Here is a 20,436-nt window from a genome sequence, read left to right as displayed (position 1 = left end):
AAACAGCCCCGTTATTCCGGGGAGTTTTCAACGGCATAAATATAATTGCTGATTATTTCATGGAGATGGGGTTGTAGATTTTCGAATTCGACACCTATTCTGGTGGCATGTTTTTCTTTTTTCAGGTTACGTATGATACCGTGTATTTTCTGCTCTTCAGTTGTGCCGGGAAGCAGGCATCGCAGGTGAACCCGGTCGTGTATGTTCAGCTCAGGTAATTTCCGGTTCCTGACATTTTTTACACGGCAGAGACAACCGGAAATGCTCAGGTCCGTCAGGGCCCCATAGCATTCCGAATGGGACACCGGGTGGAAGGTACAGGGAACGAAAATGATGGTTCTTTTTGTTTTTCTCAGTTCATGGTAATGGATGGTAGCCGGGTACTCGAGAAAGAGCAGGGGGAAGGGTTGTTCAGGCTTTTCAGCAGTCTTGATTTGAACATCCATATCCGGCCGTTTTCAATGTATTTGACGATTATTCTTTTTTCCGATGAAAGCATTTTTTCCGTCATTGAAAACGTTGGAGGAGTGGTCACTATCAGATACTGTTTCTCAAAAGAGCCTATCATGGTGCTCTTCTGGATGCTTTCAATATGGGGGAATTCCATCTTGATCTCAGTTCCTGTTCTCAGCGACACCGGGTGTTCCTGGGTGGAGAGATGGACAAGGGGGAGCTGATGTTCTTTTTTGGGCAGCTCTCTTTTCTCCAGTTTCTCCCGTTCGCTTTTCAGACGGAATGCCTCCATCACAATGGAGATAAGGGGCTTGTTGATCGGAGGTCTGTGTTGACAGTTATAATATTTTATCTCAAGAACGCTCTCTTCCCAGGAGAGGATAAGGTGAGCGGCTTCTTCACCGATGAAACTCCTGGTTTCTGCTCCAACCAGCTGTCCCTGTTTGATATAGAGCATTCCCCGGTCTTTTTTGTGTGTCACCTGCAGGGTGCAGGTTTTTTCTTCATTGGCCAGCATCTGCAGAAAACTGTGGATCGGAATCCCTCTTACCCTGCCGCTGGTCCCGATATTCAACAGCTCCCTGGCCCTGTGGAGGAGATCATCTTTGTTCACCGGTTTTTCCAGGCAATGACTTGCTCCCCGTTCTATAGCTTTCTCTTTCTGTTGTGACCCGCGTTTATCTGAGAGTGCAATACAGGGAACGGAAGGAAAGGAGCGGGTGAGGTTGGCAAAACTTTCCAGGTTGGCATTCCCTGGAATGGCCAGGTCACAGACAACAAGATCGACCTGCTGCCGGGACATGATGCTTATGGCTGCCTGCCCTTCGTAGGCTGTAACAATATTGATTTCTTTCTGCATCTGCTGAAACAGCTTGACCAGGATTTCCAGTTCCACAGTTTCATTTTCGATGATGACGATAGTTTTCATAGGACAGGACCGGCTGTTACAAGACCTTTATGCTTTTTGATGAAAAACGAATAAAGTATGGTTTTCTTTCAGTATGGGGAATAAAAGGATAAAAGGCAAAGAAAATAGAAAAATCATCCGGTCAAAATGGTGATAATTTTTTTCAGAAGTGCATAATACAGGTTGTAGTAATTATAGCCCGCACTTCTTCTCAGCTCAGGCGGCGTCAGCTTTAAAGTTTTTGATAGTGAAATACAGTGACCTGTACTACCTCTGGTGAATATTGTGTAAATTTTCCAGCATCATTTGAGGCTGGCTAATTGTTTGTATCATGCAGTTATTTTTTAAAGTTATACAATGTTCATGAGAAATGCCGGATAGAAAAAACTTTGTATATCACAGTAGGATCGGCACTGAAACCGTGACGGGCCCAGAGCCCTGATCAACTCATACCACAGGGAGATAATGAAAAAAGAGAGCATATTTACCCTTCACAACCGGGCAAGCGATTGCAGGGCCAGAAGAGGGGAAGTGAAAACCGGTCATGGTGTTGTTCAGACACCCGTGTTTATGCCGGTGGGGACTCAGGGTACGGTAAAGGCCATAACCCCTGAGAACCTGCAGGAAATGTCAGCCGGGATCATTCTTGGCAATACCTATCACCTTTATATTCGGCCCGGGCATGAATTAATTGAGCGTTTTGGGGGCCTCCATAAATTCATGAACTGGAAGGGGGCCATTTTAACCGATAGTGGCGGCTTTCAGATCTTCAGTCTCAAGGAGCTGGCAAAAATCACGGAGGAGGGCGCTGCTTTTCGTTCACATCTGGACGGAGCAAAACTGTTCCTGAGCCCTGAGGATGCGGTGGAGGTTCAACAAGCCCTTGGTTCGGACATTATGATGTGTCTGGATACGTGTATTCCCTTTCCGGCAACAGAACAGGAAACAATAGAATCCACGAACCTGACAACGCGCTGGGCGAAACGGTGTCGCAAGGCCCATACCAGGCGGGAACAGCTTCTTTTCGGTATTGTCCAGGGTGGGATGTTTCCTGAGCTGAGGAAAAAACATGCTGAAGAACTGATTGATATCGGATTTGATGGTTATGCGATCGGTGGCCTCAGTGTCGGTGAGGACAAGGAACTGATGCGTGAGATGGTGGAAGCAACCACACCCCACCTGCCGGAAGATTATCCGCGTTATCTGATGGGAGTCGGTACTCCTTCAGATCTTGTTGAAGGTGTCCGGCGGGGTGTTGACATGTTTGACTGTGTGATGCCCACACGGAATGCCAGAAACGGGACACTTTTTACCTCCACGGGCAGGGTTGTGATTAAAAACGCCCGTCACCGGGATGACCAGGGCCCACTTGATGAATCGTGTTCGTGTTATACCTGCAGAAATTATTCGAGAGGCTATCTGCATCATCTCTTTAAAAGCCGTGAGATACTGAGTTATCATCTTAATACGATACACAATCTGCACTACTATCTTCACCTGATGGAAACTATACGTGCTGCAATCGAGAGGGACGATTTTGCGCAGTTCAGGCAAGATTTTTATAGCAAGCTTGAGTCGGAATGATTACCATGCATTCAATTTATTCTTGAGATGCTTCGGGGAAAATTTGTTTTTTTGTGAACAAGGCATTTTGAAATGTATCGCCGGATGCAAATATTAATTATTTTGGAGGAATTATCATGGTAGGAATTGCCCATGCAGCAGGACCGGCAGCAGGTGCCGGCGCCGCTGGTGGATTTGCTTCGTTTATCCCGCTTATATTGATCTTTGTTGTCTTTTATTTTCTGCTGATCAGGCCTCAGCAGAAGCAGGCCAAGCAGCACCAGGCTTTTTTGAATGACCTGAAAAAGGGAAACAAGGTTATGACCAAAGGTGGCATCCATGGTGAGATTACCGGATTGTCGGATACTGTGATCAGGCTTGAGATTGCAAAAGATGTGGTCATCAAGGTTTCCCGGGATGCCATTGCCGGTCCTCTTGTTAAAAATACAGGTGCTCCCGCCAAAAAAGCGAAAAAGCCAGCGGGAGGGTGAGGCATCGGAGGGTGCTGAAGTCTGCAGGTCTGTAGATGGAATTAAAAAGCTGGGTCATCTGTATAGATGGCGCAGCTTTTTTTATCACTGGAATAAAAAGACACCTGATGACGTATGGAACCCACCCTGATAAATCAGGTCGGTCTTCAGTCCCGCTTGTTTCGTGGGTAATTTTAAAGAAAATATGGCGAAGAAAAAGTTTTACGCTGTGGCCACGGGGAGAAAGTGTGGAATTTTCACTGACTGGCCTATGGCTCAAAAGCAGGTGAAGGGGTTTGCCGGTGCAAAATTCAAAAGTTTTCCGACACGTGCCGAGGCGGAAGAATGGCTGAAAAATCCGGTATATGTGAAAAAAACCGCGAACAGTTTCCGCACGAAAAAGAAGAACAGATGTGAGGGGATTGAAAAGAGAGAATCCGATATCACGATTTTTACTGATGGCGGTTGTATCAATAATCCCGGTCCGGGTGGATACGGTGCAGTGATTGTCAATAAGGGAGAAGAAAAAGAGTTGAGTGGTGGTTTTCGGCTGACCACCAATAACAGAATGGAGATGATGGCAGCAATAATGGCCCTCCGTCATTGTGTCGGGCGGATGGAAAGCATCAGTCTGTTTTCAGATTCAAGCTATCTGGTAAATGCCATCAATAAGGGATGGTTGAAAAAATGGCAGGCTAACGGCTGGAAGAAAGCGGATGGAGGCGATGTTCTTAATGTGGATCTCTGGCGTGAGCTGCTGCAGTTGCTGGAAAATACCAGGGTCCACTTCCACTGGGTCAAAGGACATGCGGGAAATCCTTTAAACGAGCGGTGTGACCGGCTGGCAGTCACCTCAGCCCGAAAAAAGAATCTCCCGGTGGATGAAGGGTATGAAGGGGCTACAAACTGAAACTATGGGCCTGGGCAACCTCAATAGCCAGTTGTGATCGTGCCTCCGCGTCAAGTCTGCAACCTCTTTTTTTGCACCACTCAGGGAAGGTTTCAGGATCGATAAATACCTTGATGACCCTGTCTCCTCCCGCCTCTATTTCCTTTCTTTTTGATTCAGCCAGCTTAAACCATTTTTGATAGGATCCGGGAAGGAGGTGGCTGTCATCAAAGAGTTTCAGCAGGGGCTGGTAATGGTCTTCTTTGTACCATACCATGGCCTGCAGCATGGGTGATTTTTTCTTTTTTGTCATATTAAAGTACCCTGTTTGCTTCGTTACAGATACAAAAATCTGCTTAATAATAAACATATTGGCAGGTAACTGCAATCACGAGGGGCCAGCGTGTTGCTGAACCCTTATTTCCTGAACTTTTCAGCACTAATGGCATAGCGGCGCATTATTTTTTGCAGCGCAGCCCTGGTAAGGAATGACAGTCGTGCCGCCTCGGAGATATTACCATTGCTTTTTTTCAGCAGGGTATGGACATATTGCCTGGTGAAGGAGTCAATGCACGTCTCTTTGGCTTCTTTATAGGGTATGATATCCATTTCAGGTTCACGGTTTATCTCGGAACCTGGAGAAGTTATTGGCGAATCTATCATCAAGTGGTCGCCATTTATAACAGGGCCTGGAAAAAAAAGAGCTGCCCTGCGGATAACATTCTGCAGTTCCCTGATATTGCCTGGCCAATGATGGTCACAGAGTTTTTTAAGTGCAGACCCGGAAAATCGTTTTTCATTGATGCCCAGTTCTATCTGGACCTTTTTTAGAAAGTGGTCGGCAAGCAGGGGTATATCTTCAGGAATCTCATGCAGAGAAGGCATACGCAAAGTGAGTACCTCAAGCCGGTAAAAAAGATCTTCCCGGAATGCTCCCTCGCTGATCTTGCTTTCCAGGTCAGCATTTGTTGAGGCAATGATTCGAACATCTATCTTGGTTGATGTATCTGCGCCGAGCTGTTTGATCTCCTGCTCCTGCAGGACTCGCAGCAATTTTGTCTGAACGTTGACTGGAATATCACCGATTTCATCCAGACAGATGGTGCCACCATTTGCCTTGAAAAAAAGACCATCATGATCCCTGTCCGCACCGGTGAAGGCACCTTTCCGGTACCCAAACAGTTCCGATTCCAGCAACTCTCCGGGAATTGTCGGGCAATTGACCATGACAAATGGTCCTTTCGATCGCCTGCTCAAGGTGTGGACAGCCCGTGCGCAAAGCTCCTTTCCTGTACCGGAAGCGCCACGAATCAGGACGGTATACTCGCTATTGGCGGATGTTTTGATGGCCTTGTACAGTTTCTGCATTAAGGTGCCCTGGCCTACAAAATCGGCCAGGATACCGTCTGGATAGATTCTGCTTCGTAATTTTTTGTTTTCATTGAGCAGTTTACTGCGCTCCAATCCCTTGTGAAGTATCCTGGTCAGGTTGTCCAACTCCAGGGGTTTGGTCACAAAGTCCCAGGCTCCACGGCGGATGGCATCGACCGCCAGCTCTATTGTTCCGTATCCAGTCATCAGGATGACGGTCTGATCAGGGTCATTGCTGTGAATATGATCAAGTACCTCAAGGCCATCCATCTCGCCCATCATGATATCCATGAGAACCAGATCAACCTCCTGCTGCACCAGAATATCCAGGGCTTCTCTGCCGCCTGTGGCAGTTAAGACCTCCATATCAGGCAATCGCTTGGCAAAGCTGCGTTTCAAGCCGCTGAGAAGGTCCGGTTCATCGTCAACAAGCAGGATCTTGCTACGGGGAGGGGATTGTCTTTTCATTGATCATGCCCTTTCCAAATGGTGGAAGATAACAGTTGAATATGGTGTGCTGTTCTAAAGAAAATATATTGCTGATTCATGGAGCATTTTTACACCAAGCGTGCTTTACTTATTAGTCAGGTACTCCTGCACTGCGGGTAAAACAACAGTAAAGCATGTCCCCTGGCCCGGAGCTGACCGGACCATAATTTCTCCGTCATGTTCATGAATGATACCGTAGCTGACCGACAGGCCGAGTCCGGATCCCTCGCCAGGCTCTTTGGTACTGAAAAAGGGATCAAAAATCTTATCCTGGATATCTTTACTGATTCCCGGCCCGTCATCCTCAACTTCTATGAATAGACCGGCGTTTTCCGACCAGCTTCGAATAGTGATATTCCCTGTATTGCCTATTGCCTGTCCGGCATTCATAATCAGGTTGAGCAAGACCTGCTTCATGCGTCGGCTATCCATAGGAAAGAGCGGAGTCGCTGTATCCAGTTCTGAAACCAGGTTAATACGCTTTTTGATAAACTGCTGCTGTACCATGGACAGAACATTTCCGATAATCTCGTTGATTGATTCCGGCTGTCTGTTGATTTCTAATTTTTTACTGCGGGAAAAATCCAGCAGATCAGCCACAATACGGCGACAGTTTTCCGTATGACGCTCAATGACCTCGATGTCAGCCATGATCTCTTCATTATCCAAGCTGTTCTCTTTAATAATATCTGTGTAACAGAGAATAACACCAAGTGGATTGTTGATTTCGTGAGCCACTCCGGCTGCCAGCTGGCCCACGGCAACAAGTTTCTCGGTCTGCCGATTTCGCCGTTCAATCTCTTTTTTTTCTGTGATATTTTTGGAATAGCAAACCACATTATGTACATCGCCCTGTTCGGAAAATTGAGGATAAAAAGTAACCTCATAGATATTGTTATCCTGATTCTGGACCTGTTCTACAACAGGAGATGTTGGCAGGGCGGTAAGAGGAGTTTTGCAGGCCTTGAGGGGACAGGAATTTGGTGTAGGCAGGTCTGCAAGGGAGCGGTTGAGGACTTCCTCAAGCACCATATCATGTTGATCAAGAAAGGCCTTGTTCACCATCTTTATCCGGTACTTGGAATCAAGCAGGATGACCACATCGCTGATACCATCAAAAACAGATTGCAGCAGCTCCTTACTGTTCATTAGTCGGGAAATATTCTGTAGGCTTTCAATGGTAACACCAATTTGATGACCAATGGAAAACAGCAGTTCCTGCTGTTGGGCATCTACTTTCTCCAGTTTATCGCCCACAAAGGTCATGACCCCCAATACCTGCCCACGGCAGCAGAGTGGTACATTAAAATTGTTAACCAATACCGCCTCCTCACTGGCCAAACTTATCTGGCTGCAGGCGGCCTCCTGGATAAAGCCGTCAAAATCAAGCATCTTCTCGTCGAGAAACGGCAGGCAGACTGACGGATCAAATGGAATGGTTTCATCGAGAACATCAGCGTTTTCACGACACTGGAGAACAAGCATAGCTTTTTTTCGGTCAAGGAGGTAGATGCCGGCACCTGAAGCTGGAATCACCTTTAAAGCCTGTTGCAGTACACTGGGGAGTATATCGACAAGATGAACAGAGCGGGTAATCAATTCGCTGATTGTATTTAAGGTACGAAGTTCCTGTCCGCGGGTGCTGACTTTTTCGCGTAGAATATTTTCTGAACGTTGTAGGGCAATGGTTCGGTCTTCCACTTTTTTTTCAAGATTTTCCGCGTAATCCTCAAGCTGTTTTCTGGTCTTCTGCAGGTGCCTGGCGACTACATGTATTGAGGTTGCCAGTTCCCCGAATTCATCCTTGGTTCTGGCCTGTTCATAAAGCTGTTCACCATGCTCGTCACGCAAGTTATCACGAAATATCTCCAGCAGGTCATGAAGATCACTGATAATTAACCTGTTGAAAAAAAACCAGATAATCCCGTAAAGGGAAAAGACTGATATAAAGGTAATAAAAAAGACTTTCCAGGCAACTTCCAAAATTGGCATCAGGCCTACATTGATCGGTACGCCGACACTGACCACTCCACTCACGACATCAGGCTTGTGATTAAAACCATGCTGATCGCCATAGAGGTGGATGACCGTCTGTGGAGCAGCGGAAGGATCTCCATGACAGCGAAAACAAGAGGTAGAGTACTGGACAGGGAGAAAACGCATGTATAGATGCTGATTGCCGGATTTTACAATCCCGTGCCAGTCACTGGCCGTGGGATTTTCGTTAAAAAATTTTATTTTTTCCTTTTCCAGGGCATTGGCTTCAAAATTTGGATTGGTGGCATTAATAGCCACTCGGCGATACTCAAAAGAGGGGAGTGTATCTTGAAATCGATCCATAACCACACGGCTGATATAGGATGTGGACATTGCTTCGAGAATAAAGGTCTTGTCATCAAGCACTTCATACATTTTCGGTCGAAGTACTTCCCGGACATAGCCTCTTGTCGATTCCACTGCGGCCATGATGAGTTCAGTTTTTTGGAAGACATCTTCTTCCAGCATTTTCTTTTCATGCAGGTACAACAAGGTTGTTGCAACAATACAGAAACATAAAAAAATACAGGCAAGCCCCAGAAGAAATTTCGACTGCAGTCCAATTGTTCCTCTACGGCTTTCTGCGGAAACATCATCTGCTTTTAACATGCTGCATGTACCCCCTGGCATAGATTCAATCACAGATATTGTGTGTGCCTGCATTCTATAGTTAGCACTGCATCCAAGAGAATGCAATGGCTATTTTAGCCGGCAAATATAAGACAGAGCCCATCCTGCATCCAGAAGAATGCACCACAATGTGCTTTTTACCCTGTAAACTTCATTTTATATAAAATAAGAGCAATCATATAACCGGCGATAATTATATAACCACATGATAATAAAGAAAATATTCAATGAAGATTTTCTTGGGCACTGATATTGCTAAGTAGAAAAATTAAATAAGCGAAGTCAGATATGTTCCCTGTTTTGTTTGCATGCATAGAGGAAGAAATATGAAAAATCCGAATCGGTTGACAATCTTTTTACTCCTTATCTCCATGATGACTGCTCTTGTACTCATTGCAAAAACAGACCTCATGGCACCCGTAATGCAATTTGTTCTGGCAACCGATCGGGGAACACCGCTTCAGCTTTTAGGATGTGCCTTTGCCGCTATCCTGGCTTTTCGTTTTGTCTATGTTCTTCTGAATATGGTCGGCAAATACTATTCAGCTGAACTTGATGCCATTGAAAAAGAAAAATTGTCAATGCGAGGAGGTGAACAACCCAAATAATTCAGTTATCGAGAGGTCATCAAATAATGTCTGTTTATAAATGGACAAGCTCCTGGCTCTTCGTTGTTCTCACAATTTAATCTTCGGAATATCGTTTTTTATGTCTGTGGTTAAATTCAACAAGCGCCTCGATTGAATGTGAAATGGCTCATTTATAGGCAGAAACCAACTACAACATTTCTTTTAAACCGCAAAAGGAGGCTAATTATGGCCCAAGCACAGGACAACAAGCCGTTGTTTATTCTCAGCGGCCTTCTGATTATTTATGCATTGATAGCCAGCAGCGGCGTCTTGCATCCTTTGATGAAATACCTTCACACAGCCAAAACAGCAGATCTTCAAGTAAGTATGGGCCTTATTGTCGGAGGTGTGGGCATAGTTGGCGCTATCATTAATTCTGTTCGAAAACCCGGCGATACAATTATTGACCGTTTTATTCTGCAGCCCCTGCCCGGCATTTTGTTCATTCTGATTATGGCAATGGCCATTCGCTGGTACGTTGAGCCAGTGGTTAAGCTGATAAGCCACAGCCTGCAACCGGTACTCGGTTTTAAAATATACAAGGTCCTGAATCTCAACTATGTTATCCTTGGCCTGCTCGCCGGTGTTGTTATTACCAATACCTACGGTATTCCTAAATTTGCCGCTGCCGGCGTCAAATGCGCCCGGTTTGTCCTCAAAATGGGCGTTATCATGCTCGGCGCACGATACAGTTTTGCCGAACTGGCCAAACTTGGTTCTTACAGTGTTGTGCTGGTCGGCACCTTTGTCCTGGGAACGGTATTTTTTGTCCTCTGGCTCGGCAAAATGTTTAAACAGCCCAAAACCATGACCGGTGTTCTGTCCGCTGGTATGGGTGTCTGCGGTGTTTCTGCCACCGTGGCCGTTGCCCCTGTTGTTAAAGCCAAGAGTGAAGAGATGGCCTATACCATCGGCACCATTCTCTCTTTTGGTATTATCTGTATGTTCATTTTTCCCACCGTCGGTCATTGGGCAGGCATGAACCCTGTCCAGTTTGGTGCCTGGGCAGGAACTGGTATCCTTAACTCTGCCCAGGTTGCAGCAGCAGCCCTGGCCTTTAACGCCGTTGATATCAAGACCTTGAAGGTCGCGGAGATTTTCAACATTACCCGCGTCCTTTTTCTGCCGATCATCGTGCTGGTGCTGGCAACCTGGTTCGGTAAAGAATCCGGGAAAAAATTAACCTTTAAAGAAGTTGTCATTGACAAATTCCCCATTTTTATCATCGGTTTCCTGCTGCTCTTTGCCATGTCTTCCATGGGCCTTTTTTCACCACCAACCCATTACAAGGGAAAATTCATTGATTACAGTTATAATGAACGAAGCCAGATTACTGAACAGGAGTGGGAGAATTTAAATAGTGCAGTGCAGGCCGGTTCAATCAAGGGCCTCACTGGTGAGCAGATGGCCGCAGTGAAAGACATTATTGCCCAGCGTCAGCTGGCCGGTAATTTTGAGAGCCGTGCCGACAAAAAGGTTTTCAACAAGCAGGCTGAAGCGCGGATGTTCCAGTTGGAATCAATCCTGGCGGCTGCGAAGGCAAAGGAAATCACCCTGGACAAAGAGGTTAAGGGAGCGATCCACCATGCCATCAAACAGGTGCATAAAAAGTCCAAGACTGTCACCACCCTGACCGACTGCATGATCTGGTTCTTTGCCTTTGGTCTGATCGGGCTTGGTATGCAGATCACCAAGAAGGCGATTTTTCAGGCAGGCGGATGGCCGCTGGTCATTGGCTGTATCTCAGGCGTCACAAAAGCCACACTTTCTTTCGTAGTCGTATTGTGGCTGGTAAAAGATGTGGTGTTAAAATAACATTTCCGGAGGATTTGAAAATGAGTGATGATAAAATTACCATTGAAACAGGTGATGCCGGTAAGGGAGAGTCTGAAATTGCCAAGAATGCGAATACGGAAGAGCTTGAAGAACGTGCACTTTCCGTATTTGCCAGTGAACGTAATGAGGATATGACAGCCCTTATCCTATCCTTGGTAACAACCTTTATTGTGTTGGTTTTTACAAAGTGGATGTAAAAATCACCCAATAAAAACAGCTTGTTTTATGACCCTTCCTGATAGTGAAATATTGGGAAGGGCTCTTGTTTTCTCTCGCCTTCCAGCGAGGGTAATTTTTTGCTATCCTTAAACTATGTTTACTTCTATTCTTCTCTGTACCCACGGAACTGCAGGTGCCAGACAGGCAGAACGGCTTGTTTTTGACGAACTATGCGTTAAAAAGCCTGATTTGCAGGTCACTGTTCTGACTATCATTGACCAGGACTGGCAGGCCATGACCGGTGATGACTGGCTTAACTCGAGCAAAACACATACCACCTTCCTTGACCACGTGGAAAAACAGATGCAGGAAGAAAATGAAGAGGACTGGCAGCGGATAAAAGAAAAATATCCGGCAGCAGCACAGGCAACCTTTGTGGGGGAAGTAGGTTTCATTGAGGCAACTATTGCCGCTGAGGCCGAAAAACGGAAAAGTGATCTTATTGTTATCGGCCCCTACCGTGAAAGCCGGAGGCTGTTTAACCTGAAGATGGAAAAAGGGCTCAGGGCACGTATTGATCAGGCAAAGCTGCATCCTGTTCTGCCCTGCCCCCTGCTTATAGCACCTTCTTCACACCCTGTGGATTGATATGGAACAGTGTTATGACCTGTATCTGACTCCTGCAGCAACAACACTTGCCACCTCCACCATTCTTGATGCAGAAAGACTGCTCAGGCTTCATCCCCATTGGTTCCTCGAAGATACAGAGCAGCGGCATACCGCTCTTTTTGCAAACCTTCGTGATTACGCTACGGAACAGACCTTTTCTCTAGGCCTGCAACTGGATAGCACTTCGGCCCCAGATGATCCGTTTCAGGCTGAAATAATCATGCGGATTACTCTCTTTGATTATGGTGTACAGGAGCTGCTTTTTTTTGCAGACCAAGAGAAAACGCAGGTACGGGTTCGTTATGAAGAGGAAGCTTTTAATGATGAGCTGGAACAGGATATCCTGCTCTGGGTTCGCGGGATTCAGGAATATCTCAGACTTTATGTTTCCACCACACCCCGCACGGTTTTTTTTCGTTTGCTCATGAACCGGATGATCCTGCAAATGAACCCGTCACAGCGAAAAATATGTCTGATGCTGACCAAAATTACTGTTGTGGAGCTGGTGGTAATTTTCATAATCGTGATTGGTTATGTATTTCTTGGCCAGTGATACACCGGGGCCGTCGATAACAGCATCTTTAAATTGAATGCACAAACCGCTTTATCCCCTGTAGCCGTTGCAGAATATGGAGAGATTTTAGCATGACTTTTCCTGAAGTCGGCGATAATATCGATATTTTTGTACTTAGTTCACGGCTTCATAAAAGCCCGCTTGCCAGCATTTTTCTGGCAGAGGATCTGTTTTCCAGACAGCATGTTGTTCTGAAAATACCCGACAGCAACATTCTCAATCATCCTCTCCTTCTCTATCATTATCAAAATGAAGACCGTATCAGTCGGCTGCTCGATCACCCCGGAGTTATACGTTTTATCCACCGCCAGAAAAGTCGGCAGTATATTATCATGGAGCATGTGGAGGGGGAAGATCTACGCTCCCGTATCGGCAAAAACCGCATCCTTGATTTGCGTGAAGCTTTGATCCTGATGAAACAACTTGCGCGCGTGGTTTCTTATCTCCACAGGCAGGGCATTGTCCATCTGGACCTGAAGCCCGAAAATATTATCTGTTGCAATAACTCCTCCATCAAAGTGATAGATTTTGGTCTGGCCAGTTGCCGACATCTTCCTGATCTGCTGGAGCTTGACTTGCAAAACCCCCTGGGCACTCCCTGGTATATTTCGCCGGAGCAGTTGCTGGGTGAAAGGTCTGATCCCCGTTGCGATATCTATACCATGGGTATGCTCCTTTACGAGATGCTTACCGGAAGGTTACCCTGGCCCCGCACCAGTAAGAAACGTGTCGCCAGGCGGCGCCTGCATTATGATCCGACCCCGCCACGTTATCACAATGACAAAATTCCTCCTCAGATCCAATCCATAATTCTCTGCGCCATTGCCCGCCACGCTGCAGATCGTTATAAAGATGTCATGGATCTTCTGCATGATCTTAATCACTGGCAGCAACTCCCGGTCACTGAGGCAGGCAGCAGAAACAAATCGTCATCATTGTGGCGACGCATATTTCCCGGTAAACCGATCCGGTTACAGCGTAGACAACCACAAAAAACAACTATTACATATGATAAACCACAGATTATTGGTGCTTTAATAGATTCTCCCGGTAGCGACAATATGCTGGCCGAAGTCAAAAAAGAGGCACTTATCCGATCTGCAGAAATAACGCTGGTGCATGTTATTGAAGAGGAGGACGACTCCCATTTCAGACGCTACGGCATCGCTGTCGAAGGGGAGAAGCTGATGGGACGTCTCGAACAGGCTGTACAGCTTCTTCGCCGCTGCAGTATTGATCCCAGTATTCGCCTTGTTCGGGGTGAGGTGGTTGATGTGCTGCGCAAACTCTGTACAGATCTGGGCGCGGAACTGCTGGTACTGGCCGAATCCCGTAAAAAGCAAGGGATGCTAGGCACTGTTTCCGTACGCAGACATCTGGAAAATAATAGCCCCTGCCCAATTGTGGTTGCTGATAATGTGGTGTTTTCACCTGCCACAGGTCTGGCGGCTCAGCAACCTGCCCAGTTGACAGCCGGGCAGGTGCTTGCCTGTGATATCTTTCTCGTTGATCTTTGGTATGAGCATCTCCATTATCATACAGATTTTATCTACCGCAGGCTCCTGAATCCTCAGCAGGATGTTGATCTCAGCGAAAACAACTGTCTGTTTGGCCGCTTTCTGGCCTTTTTTGAAAAAAAGGATGAATGGCTGCAGGTAACCTCAGCACTGGTGCCAATTCATTCCCGCTTTCACCGGCTTGCCTCCAGGATGTCTGAACTTTGCGACCATGATCCTGAAGGTCTGCAAGACCTCTATACCCGTGAATTTCTGCCACTCTCTTGCAGGTTGAAACATGAACTGAGCCGGGTTTCTCTATTTCTTCGTACCCATCTCGATTCGCCCCCTCCCCAGGTTCCTTTTCTGACGGACAACACCTGCCCGGTCAGCAAACCGGATCTGGCCTGTTACGGCCCATTGTTGAAAGCCCTCAACCTGGATCAGGATCTCTGTTCCCTGGTCCAGGAAAAGAGGAAAAGAGTATCAGGTTGCCGGTCAGGGGAGGGTAAATAAATGCGGTTGATGATCTTTTCTGATATTCATGGCAACCTGGAGGCACTGCAGAGTGTGCTTGATGATGCCGCAAAACGAAATGTACACAGAAGTATCTGCCTGGGAGATCTGGTGGGGTACGGCCCTTATCCCAATGAGTGCATTCGCTTGGTACGTGGCCTGAAAAACTGCCGTGTCCTTGCCGGTAATCACGACCTGGCCGCCCTTTGGGAGACTTCTCCCTACGGTATGTCCTCAGTTGCCAAAGAGGTGATTCTGTGGACCATGGAGCAACTGAGCGAAGAAAATAAAAAATATCTGGCAGCACTGCCGGACCGGCTCGATCTGGCTGACATGACCTTTGTCCATGCTAACCCATATAATCCCAGAGGCTGGCGTTATGTTATGGACCGCAAATACGCCCTGCGCAGCTTTGGTGCCACCAGTTGCCGTCTTCTTTATATCGGCCACAGCCACCAACCATTGGTGATAACCAGAAAACACCTGCTGGCTGTGACTCTGCAGACCGTCCCGGGCAATATGCAGTTTGAGCTGGCCGACAGCAGGCGTTGCATCATCAATTGCGGTAGCGTAGGGCAACCCCGGGATGGGGATCCCCGCTCCTGTTACCTTATTTATGACAGTCGTGAGGAAAAACTGGAGTTTTATCGGGTAGCCTATGATGTGGAAAAAACAGTGCAGGCAGATCTGGATGCCGGTCTACCGTCTGTTCTCGGCAGACGCCTGTGTAAAGGAACCTGATTTCTGCGGAGAATTATTATGAAAATCAAGAGATATGGACAAGGGGTAACCACCAATCTCAGAAAACGCTTTTTTCTCTGGTCAGCCCTTATACTTATTGGAGGTGGTCTGTTGCTGTCAGCGCTTTCTTTTTGGAATACAAGGCGACTGGTCATGGCTGAGGCCATGACCAAATCCGAGGTCATCCTCCGGGAAGCTGAGGCTATCCGTGCCTACGTCAGAGAAGAACTCCGTCCCAAAATGTTTGAGCTGCACGGCCAGAATGCCTTTATTATTGAGGCAATGTCAACCACCTACGTCAGTACCTCCATCATGGAACGTTTTGCCGGATCGATGCCCAATTACATCTACCGAAGGGCTTCGGTGAATCCACATAATATGCGTAATCTGGCCGACCCCTTTGAAGAGGAGATGCTGGATTGGTTTGAAATGGATCCTGAACGGTTGTTCTGGCAGGGTATAGTGCAGAAAAACGGAGAGTCCTTCTTCATCTCCATGGTTCCCGATTATTTTTCTTCTCCCTGTATCCGCTGTCATGGCAAAGTGGAAGATGCCCCGCAGTCTCTTATAGATCGATACGGTAAGAAGGGAGGGTTTCGTTTTCAGGCTGGTGATCTGGCAGGTATCGATTCGGTGGCTATCCCTGTTTCCGCGTCATTTCGGGAAGCATGGCAAGGTAGCCTGGTTATTTTTTTTATCACTCTGCTTACAACACTGGTCTGGCTCTGGCTCTTAAACCTGCTCTTCCAGAAATTAGTCATTGAACGTCTTGGTGCAATGGTATCAATTGTGGATGAAAAAAGGAAAAAAAACAGTGCCCCCGGTCCGGGAGACGAGCTTGATGTGTTGCATGCTTCTCTGGGTTCCCTGCGACGTTATGTTCGTTCTGCCCGCAAAGGCGCCTCTCTACAGCCCAATTTTATCGGTGACTATGTTGTTACTCAGCCGGTTGCTGCTGGCGCCATGTCATGGCTGTACGAAGGCCATGCGACTGCATCGTCGGATAAGGTGGCTCTCAAAATCGGTTTTGACGAAGTGTTGCAGAATCCATTGTACAGATGCTGTTTTGAAACAGAGCTCCAATTATTTGAAACAGTATCACACCCATGCCTGCCGGGGGTCAAAGACCGCGTAGGTGACGTGCTGATCCTGGAAGAAATCCGGGGAAAGAGTCTTATCTCGCTGCAGGATAAAGAACGGATGGAAGATCGGCTGTTGCTGCCTGTTTTTTCACAGCTCTGTGATCTGGTCGCATCCTTCCATGCTGCGGGTATTGTTCACCACGACCTGCGGCCACACATCCTGATGCTGGACGAAAGACAGAAATTACGTCTTATTGATATGGGGCTGGCCGCAAGTGATCAGTTGCAGGATCCCATTGTTGCAGCCGGTCTTGGACCACAGGGGGATTTGTTGTATATGGCACCGGAACAAATCCAGGGCAAACGAGGGGATTCTCGTAGTGATATCTATGCCATTGGTATCCTGCTTTACCTGGCAACAACAGGAAATGTACCCTTTGGCGAGAAACGAATATCACTCCAGAAGTGGCTACAACTTAAGAAACAGATTCCGGCTCCCGGAAATTGTAGTGCAAATCTGTCCGTTGCCTTGGAGAAGATTATTGTGAAGGCCATGGCCTACGACGTTTATAAACGATATCAATGGGTGGAGGATTTATGGGAGGATCTGGAAAAGGCTTGTTGATCTCCATCCTTTTTGGGTTATGATGAATTGGGTTGCGTTAGGTCGAACATAGTCGGTAAATATTATGCACCAGGCGGGGAGGATCCTTGACCAATCTGGATGAAATCCGCTACGGATTCATCCAGATTGAGCTTACCAGCCGTTGTACTTTACGGTGTGTCACATGCCTGCGCTTTTCCCATGCCGGCTTGTGGCAGGAGCGCGACCTCTCCATTGCAACATTTTCATCCCTGAAAAATATATTCAAAAATACAGAGGGTGTTCACCTGTCCATGATCCTCCTCCAGGGCCATGCGTCGGTTGCAGCAAATTATTTGGGTACTAAATTTCGTAGTGAAAAAAGTGCAGGGCTGTAAGCAGTCCTGGATTGTTTAAGGTTTAATCCTGATGCTGGGGTACATCCCTTCCATTGTGCCGAACTGGAAAGGCTGAATGGTATTCAGAGACAGGTTCTGGTTTCTCTGGGCATGTCCTGCGTTTTCACCGTTATCAAAAAAAGCGCCGTTTAAATCAAGAATGTGGTGAATACGGTCCTGAAAAGCTTTTACAAAGAGAGCCCCTTTCCTTCAAAATGCATACGTCCCCTGGAAAAAGAAGTCTCAATTTTTTCCAGTTCATTCAGGGAAACGCTGTTTTCCATCAGTTCTCTGCTGTTTCTGATTAGCCCCCACACAAGATAGTTATCTGGTATCTCCAGTGGTTCATCAATATCGATAATGGTGTGCGGCATGATTATTGATCCCTTACCCACAGAAACAGGCGCATCCTCTTTCCCATAGATAAAACTGTTAAAACCGGTAAATACACCTGACCCGAGATGAGTGCAGATCAACTTTGCACCATGGGCGGTTACATTGAAACCGCTGAGGTGGGAATTAATAATGAAACAGTTTTCCTGGGCATTAGATCCTTTGCCGAGGAAGGAGTTTTCCAGGTAAGCTCTCTGGGCAATAAGGACATTGTCTTCAATTTTTGTAGTTGGCAGAACCACCGCGTACCTGTCCAGGGAGGCAGTCGCCGGAATGGATTCGATGGCTTCGAGATTGACCACGTCAAAAACTCTCTGGAACGCTTCTTTGTGGTTGTCAATGAAATCAAAAAGTGTACCCCATGGGATATGTTCAGGAGAAAGGGAAACATACTGCGAAAGCTGTTTTACTGGGTAGGTGTACAGGAAATTAAAATTATGGGGACTGTTGACCCAGACTGTTCCGGGATCAATATCCAGATGGTATATCTCTCCGGCCTGAATATAGGAATAGGCCCCGATGGCGCAGTCCCTCATGGTGGTCAGATCGACGGTGGCAAAAGGTCCGAGAAAACAACCGTCACTCGGAGCACCATGGATATTTGAGTAGTCCATGGCCAGAGTGTCTTTAATAAAAAAGGTCTCCGGAGTTTCAGGGTCGTGTGAGAAGTTGTGTACCAGGGTTTTGACCAGGGCACTGTCGTCGATAATAATTGCCTCGTCTCGTGTGAGCGGTATGTCAAAACGGTCATATTTAAAGACATGGCCCTTGCGTTTTAGTTCATCTCCCCTGATATCACTCTTATAGAGCACAGAGTTTGTAATACGGCATTTTCCGAGGAAATAGCTACCTGCAAGGGCCGAGTGCTGGAAGTCAAGGTCCAGGGGATGGTCGGGTGTTATACCGTAAAAGGCGTAGAATTTATTCATATTGTCGGGTTGAATCAGTTCCTGTGCAAAGGGAGTGATGTCAAAATTGAGTTCCCGCAGATTGATATTTACTCTCTGGACAATTCTGTTGTAGAGTTTCAGTAATTCATGCATGATCTGTGTTTCCTTCTTTATGTAAGTGTACCCTTAATAAGAGTATTCCGGAGTTTCAGGGCAAATCAGTTTTCAAGAACCCGTGTTTCGTGGAAGACGGCTGCAAAGACATCGGACAGCCTGAGTATGCCAATAATATTATCTTCACGGGTAACAAGCAGGGATTGGAGTCTGCCGGCAATAAGTTTGTGAATTGCTGTGTCCAGACTTGCCTCTTCATTCACAAATTCACCAATTTTCGGTTTCTGCATGAATTCTGAGACTTTTTTTGTCGCCAGTATTTTCAAGGAATTCCTGATGATGATTGGATCAGCTGAACGATATTTGTCACGCAATCCGGCCAGATATTCTTCACTGAATTTGAACTTTCTCATTTTTTCGATTTTGACCTTGAAATCATCCGGTTCAAGGGCCTGCAGAGCCCTGAGTTGATCAATTTTTCCGACAACATCACTCTTTTTATCGAGCACCAGAATCGCCTTGTGCTGGTATTTGCTGGTGTACGCTTCCTGGGCTTCTTCCAGGGCAACGATGGCATCAGCCAGAGTCGTGTCTATTGACACCGTTGCATACTCGTCAATAGGGATTGTCAGATCTTTTACTGAATAATTTTTCATTGTTCACCTCATTAAACTTAATATATAAATCTCAAGGCCTTGTAATGGTTGTGAGATTGAATGCATGGTTTTATACATTCACAAATTCAGCCAGGTAAGGGAAGATTCCGTAAACTTTGAACCTGACGCTGCCTGAACTGATAAGAAATGCGTGATAGAGTCATTAAGCGAGTTTGTCAAAAGATTTGATCTAAATCAAGGTATCTTTCTATCAGGCCATGTAATATTGAGCAAGTCTGATTTCAGGACACCTTGAATAATTGCTATTTTTCCCGATTTCATCGTCGCTACGAAAATAAAAATGCTCACATATAATTAATATGCTGCGCTTTTTATTTTCTATGCTCCCCAAACTCGAACAAAATATCTAATTATTCAAGGCACCCTTCAAACAAAAGGAGGAATTCCGGATGTGTGACAGTTATCCAATACAATGCAGTTGTGGGAAGAACAGCACAGAGCTTTTTTTCGGCAAGATGGTTCTGAATGAAAGTTCTGTTCTGAATCTTTTCTGTCCTTCCTGCAGTGGAAAAATAGATAAAAAAGAGAGTCGGTATGTCTGGGACAACGGATGGGTTCTTGAGCTGGATATGGATATTATCCGCTCCCATTCATCCACCTTCGGTCTGCCGGCTGATGAATTGACGGCGGCCTGGGTTTTTGACCGTGGGTATGTAACCTGGGTCGGGATTACTCCCGATGATGCAAAGACTAGAAATCGTGAAAGGGAGGAAATTCGGAAGTTGGCCGGAACGGATTTTCTCGGTTATCTTCATGCCATGAAAACGTGGGGCATTGGACGTGAGCAGCGTTTCAGTGAAGAAGGTTGGCGGAAGATGCGGTAATAAGTAGTCCTTTTTCTTTTTAAAAAGCGGCAGTCCCATGAAGGGA

General features: G+C 46.5%; 20 protein-coding genes. 13 read left to right on the top strand and 7 right to left on the bottom strand.

Translation table 11 applies throughout. From position 1 onward, the window contains the following. Positions 1-11: 11 nt before the first annotated feature. Both LO777_RS14425 and LO777_RS14420 read right to left on the bottom strand, forming a co-directional pair. Positions 12-446 carry a PilZ domain-containing protein gene (locus LO777_RS14425; RefSeq protein WP_228854580.1) on the bottom strand — a complete coding sequence of 145 codons (435 nt, stop codon included), beginning with the start codon at positions 444-446 and terminating at the stop codon, positions 12-14. After that, the gene (locus tag LO777_RS14420; protein WP_228854579.1) at positions 353-1,381 is read right to left on the bottom strand and encodes a response regulator; all 1,029 of its coding nucleotides are present in this window, start codon (positions 1,379-1,381) and stop codon (positions 353-355) included. Before LO777_RS14420 ends, LO777_RS14425 begins: the two co-directional genes overlap by 94 nt. Before the next feature lie 444 nt (positions 1,382-1,825). Here LO777_RS14420 and tgt point away from each other — a divergent pair, with 444 nt between their 5' ends. The 3 genes from tgt to rnhA all read left to right on the top strand — a co-directional run bounded on the left by tgt (position 1,826) and on the right by rnhA (position 4,303). Then, entirely contained in the window at positions 1,826-2,944 is a 1,119-nt protein-coding gene (tgt, locus tag LO777_RS14415; protein WP_228854578.1) for a tRNA guanosine(34) transglycosylase Tgt, read from the top strand. A 116-nt stretch (positions 2,945-3,060) separates the two neighbouring features. Then, positions 3,061-3,414 carry a preprotein translocase subunit YajC gene (gene yajC, locus LO777_RS14410; protein ID WP_228854577.1) on the top strand — a complete coding sequence of 118 codons (354 nt, stop codon included), beginning with the start codon at positions 3,061-3,063 and terminating at the stop codon, positions 3,412-3,414. Positions 3,415-3,598: 184 nt separating this feature from the next. After that, positions 3,599-4,303: a ribonuclease HI gene (gene rnhA / locus LO777_RS14405; RefSeq protein ID WP_228854576.1), complete on the top strand. Its 705-nt coding sequence runs from the start codon at positions 3,599-3,601 to the stop codon at positions 4,301-4,303. Here rnhA and LO777_RS14400 read toward each other — a convergent pair. From LO777_RS14400 to LO777_RS14390, 3 genes are all read right to left on the bottom strand, one after another. Further along, positions 4,293-4,595, bottom strand: a complete 303-nt coding sequence (locus LO777_RS14400) for a hypothetical protein (protein ID WP_228854575.1) — start codon at positions 4,593-4,595, stop codon at positions 4,293-4,295. The two genes, rnhA and LO777_RS14400, sit on opposite strands and share 11 nt — an antisense overlap. Before the next feature lie 104 nt (positions 4,596-4,699). After that, positions 4,700-6,121: a sigma-54-dependent transcriptional regulator gene (locus tag LO777_RS14395; RefSeq protein WP_228854574.1), complete on the bottom strand. Its 1,422-nt coding sequence runs from the start codon at positions 6,119-6,121 to the stop codon at positions 4,700-4,702. Positions 6,122-6,226: 105 nt separating this feature from the next. After that, positions 6,227-8,788 (bottom strand): c-type heme family protein, encoded by a 2,562-nt coding sequence (locus tag LO777_RS14390; protein ID WP_228854573.1) that lies wholly within the window; start codon positions 8,786-8,788, stop codon positions 6,227-6,229. 347 nt (positions 8,789-9,135) lie between these two features. Here LO777_RS14390 and LO777_RS14385 point away from each other — a divergent pair, with 347 nt between their 5' ends. From LO777_RS14385 to LO777_RS14345, 9 genes are all read left to right on the top strand, one after another. After that, entirely contained in the window at positions 9,136-9,417 is a 282-nt protein-coding gene (locus LO777_RS14385) for a hypothetical protein (RefSeq protein WP_228854572.1), read from the top strand. Positions 9,418-9,624: 207 nt separating this feature from the next. Further along, the gene (locus LO777_RS14380; protein ID WP_228854571.1) at positions 9,625-11,253 is read left to right on the top strand and encodes a YeiH family protein; all 1,629 of its coding nucleotides are present in this window, start codon (positions 9,625-9,627) and stop codon (positions 11,251-11,253) included. 20 nt (positions 11,254-11,273) lie between these two features. After that, positions 11,274-11,471, top strand: a complete 198-nt coding sequence (locus LO777_RS14375) for a hypothetical protein (RefSeq protein WP_228854570.1) — start codon at positions 11,274-11,276, stop codon at positions 11,469-11,471. Between the two features lie 115 nt (positions 11,472-11,586). Then, positions 11,587-12,081: a universal stress protein gene (locus LO777_RS14370; RefSeq protein WP_228854569.1), complete on the top strand. Its 495-nt coding sequence runs from the start codon at positions 11,587-11,589 to the stop codon at positions 12,079-12,081. 1 nt (position 12,082) lies between these two features. After that, positions 12,083-12,655 (top strand): hypothetical protein, encoded by a 573-nt coding sequence (locus LO777_RS14365; RefSeq protein ID WP_228854568.1) that lies wholly within the window; start codon positions 12,083-12,085, stop codon positions 12,653-12,655. Between the two features lie 92 nt (positions 12,656-12,747). Beyond that, the gene (locus LO777_RS14360) at positions 12,748-14,688 is read left to right on the top strand and encodes a bifunctional serine/threonine-protein kinase/universal stress protein (RefSeq protein WP_228854567.1); all 1,941 of its coding nucleotides are present in this window, start codon (positions 12,748-12,750) and stop codon (positions 14,686-14,688) included. Further along, positions 14,689-15,429 (top strand): metallophosphoesterase family protein, encoded by a 741-nt coding sequence (locus tag LO777_RS14355; protein WP_228854566.1) that lies wholly within the window; start codon positions 14,689-14,691, stop codon positions 15,427-15,429. A gap of 18 nt (positions 15,430-15,447) precedes the next feature. After that, positions 15,448-17,136, top strand: a complete 1,689-nt coding sequence (locus LO777_RS14350; RefSeq protein ID WP_228854565.1) for a c-type heme family protein — start codon at positions 15,448-15,450, stop codon at positions 17,134-17,136. 86 nt (positions 17,137-17,222) lie between these two features. Continuing rightward, complete coding sequence (locus LO777_RS14345; protein WP_228854564.1) at positions 17,223-17,492, top strand: hypothetical protein; 270 nt, start codon at positions 17,223-17,225, stop codon at positions 17,490-17,492. Between the two features lie 188 nt (positions 17,493-17,680). Here LO777_RS14345 and LO777_RS14340 read toward each other — a convergent pair whose 3' ends face one another. Next, a complete protein-coding gene (locus LO777_RS14340; protein WP_228854563.1) occupies positions 17,681-18,928 on the bottom strand; it encodes a transferase in 1,248 nt (415 codons plus the stop codon). Between the two features lie 65 nt (positions 18,929-18,993). Next, positions 18,994-19,545 carry a CBS domain-containing protein gene (locus LO777_RS14335; protein ID WP_228854562.1) on the bottom strand — a complete coding sequence of 184 codons (552 nt, stop codon included), beginning with the start codon at positions 19,543-19,545 and terminating at the stop codon, positions 18,994-18,996. 410 nt (positions 19,546-19,955) lie between these two features. Between LO777_RS14335 and LO777_RS14330 the strand changes: the two genes are divergently transcribed. Beyond that, the gene (locus LO777_RS14330) at positions 19,956-20,390 is read left to right on the top strand and encodes a hypothetical protein (protein ID WP_228854561.1); all 435 of its coding nucleotides are present in this window, start codon (positions 19,956-19,958) and stop codon (positions 20,388-20,390) included. Positions 20,391-20,436: the final 46 nt, after the last annotated feature.

It is taken from the genome of Desulfomarina profundi, assembly GCF_019703855.1.
GTDB lineage: Bacteria > Desulfobacterota > Desulfobulbia > Desulfobulbales > Desulfocapsaceae > Desulfomarina > Desulfomarina profundi.
This window is presented reverse-complemented; position numbering and strand designations above follow the sequence as displayed.

Excerpts from the sequence above, each read along its gene's own strand:
- LO777_RS14425 (WP_228854580.1), bottom strand. The coding sequence starts at position 446 with ATGGATGTTCAAATCAAGACTGCTGAAAAGCCTGAACAACCCTTCCCC.
- LO777_RS14420 (WP_228854579.1), bottom strand. The coding sequence starts at position 1,381 with ATGAAAACTATCGTCATCATCGAAAATGAAACTGTGGAACTGGAAATC.
- tgt (WP_228854578.1), top strand. The coding sequence starts at position 1,826 with ATGAAAAAAGAGAGCATATTTACCCTTCACAACCGGGCAAGCGATTGC.
- yajC (WP_228854577.1), top strand. The coding sequence starts at position 3,061 with ATGGTAGGAATTGCCCATGCAGCAGGACCGGCAGCAGGTGCCGGCGCC.
- rnhA (WP_228854576.1), top strand. The coding sequence starts at position 3,599 with ATGGCGAAGAAAAAGTTTTACGCTGTGGCCACGGGGAGAAAGTGTGGA.
- LO777_RS14400 (WP_228854575.1), bottom strand. The coding sequence starts at position 4,595 with ATGACAAAAAAGAAAAAATCACCCATGCTGCAGGCCATGGTATGGTAC.
- LO777_RS14395 (WP_228854574.1), bottom strand. The coding sequence starts at position 6,121 with ATGAAAAGACAATCCCCTCCCCGTAGCAAGATCCTGCTTGTTGACGAT.
- LO777_RS14390 (WP_228854573.1), bottom strand. The coding sequence starts at position 8,788 with ATGTTAAAAGCAGATGATGTTTCCGCAGAAAGCCGTAGAGGAACAATT.
- LO777_RS14385 (WP_228854572.1), top strand. The coding sequence starts at position 9,136 with ATGAAAAATCCGAATCGGTTGACAATCTTTTTACTCCTTATCTCCATG.
- LO777_RS14380 (WP_228854571.1), top strand. The coding sequence starts at position 9,625 with ATGGCCCAAGCACAGGACAACAAGCCGTTGTTTATTCTCAGCGGCCTT.
- LO777_RS14375 (WP_228854570.1), top strand. The coding sequence starts at position 11,274 with ATGAGTGATGATAAAATTACCATTGAAACAGGTGATGCCGGTAAGGGA.
- LO777_RS14370 (WP_228854569.1), top strand. The coding sequence starts at position 11,587 with ATGTTTACTTCTATTCTTCTCTGTACCCACGGAACTGCAGGTGCCAGA.
- LO777_RS14365 (WP_228854568.1), top strand. The coding sequence starts at position 12,083 with ATGGAACAGTGTTATGACCTGTATCTGACTCCTGCAGCAACAACACTT.
- LO777_RS14360 (WP_228854567.1), top strand. The coding sequence starts at position 12,748 with ATGACTTTTCCTGAAGTCGGCGATAATATCGATATTTTTGTACTTAGT.
- LO777_RS14355 (WP_228854566.1), top strand. The coding sequence starts at position 14,689 with ATGCGGTTGATGATCTTTTCTGATATTCATGGCAACCTGGAGGCACTG.
- LO777_RS14350 (WP_228854565.1), top strand. The coding sequence starts at position 15,448 with ATGAAAATCAAGAGATATGGACAAGGGGTAACCACCAATCTCAGAAAA.
- LO777_RS14340 (WP_228854563.1), bottom strand. The coding sequence starts at position 18,928 with ATGCATGAATTACTGAAACTCTACAACAGAATTGTCCAGAGAGTAAAT.
- LO777_RS14335 (WP_228854562.1), bottom strand. The coding sequence starts at position 19,545 with ATGAAAAATTATTCAGTAAAAGATCTGACAATCCCTATTGACGAGTAT.
- LO777_RS14330 (WP_228854561.1), top strand. The coding sequence starts at position 19,956 with ATGTGTGACAGTTATCCAATACAATGCAGTTGTGGGAAGAACAGCACA.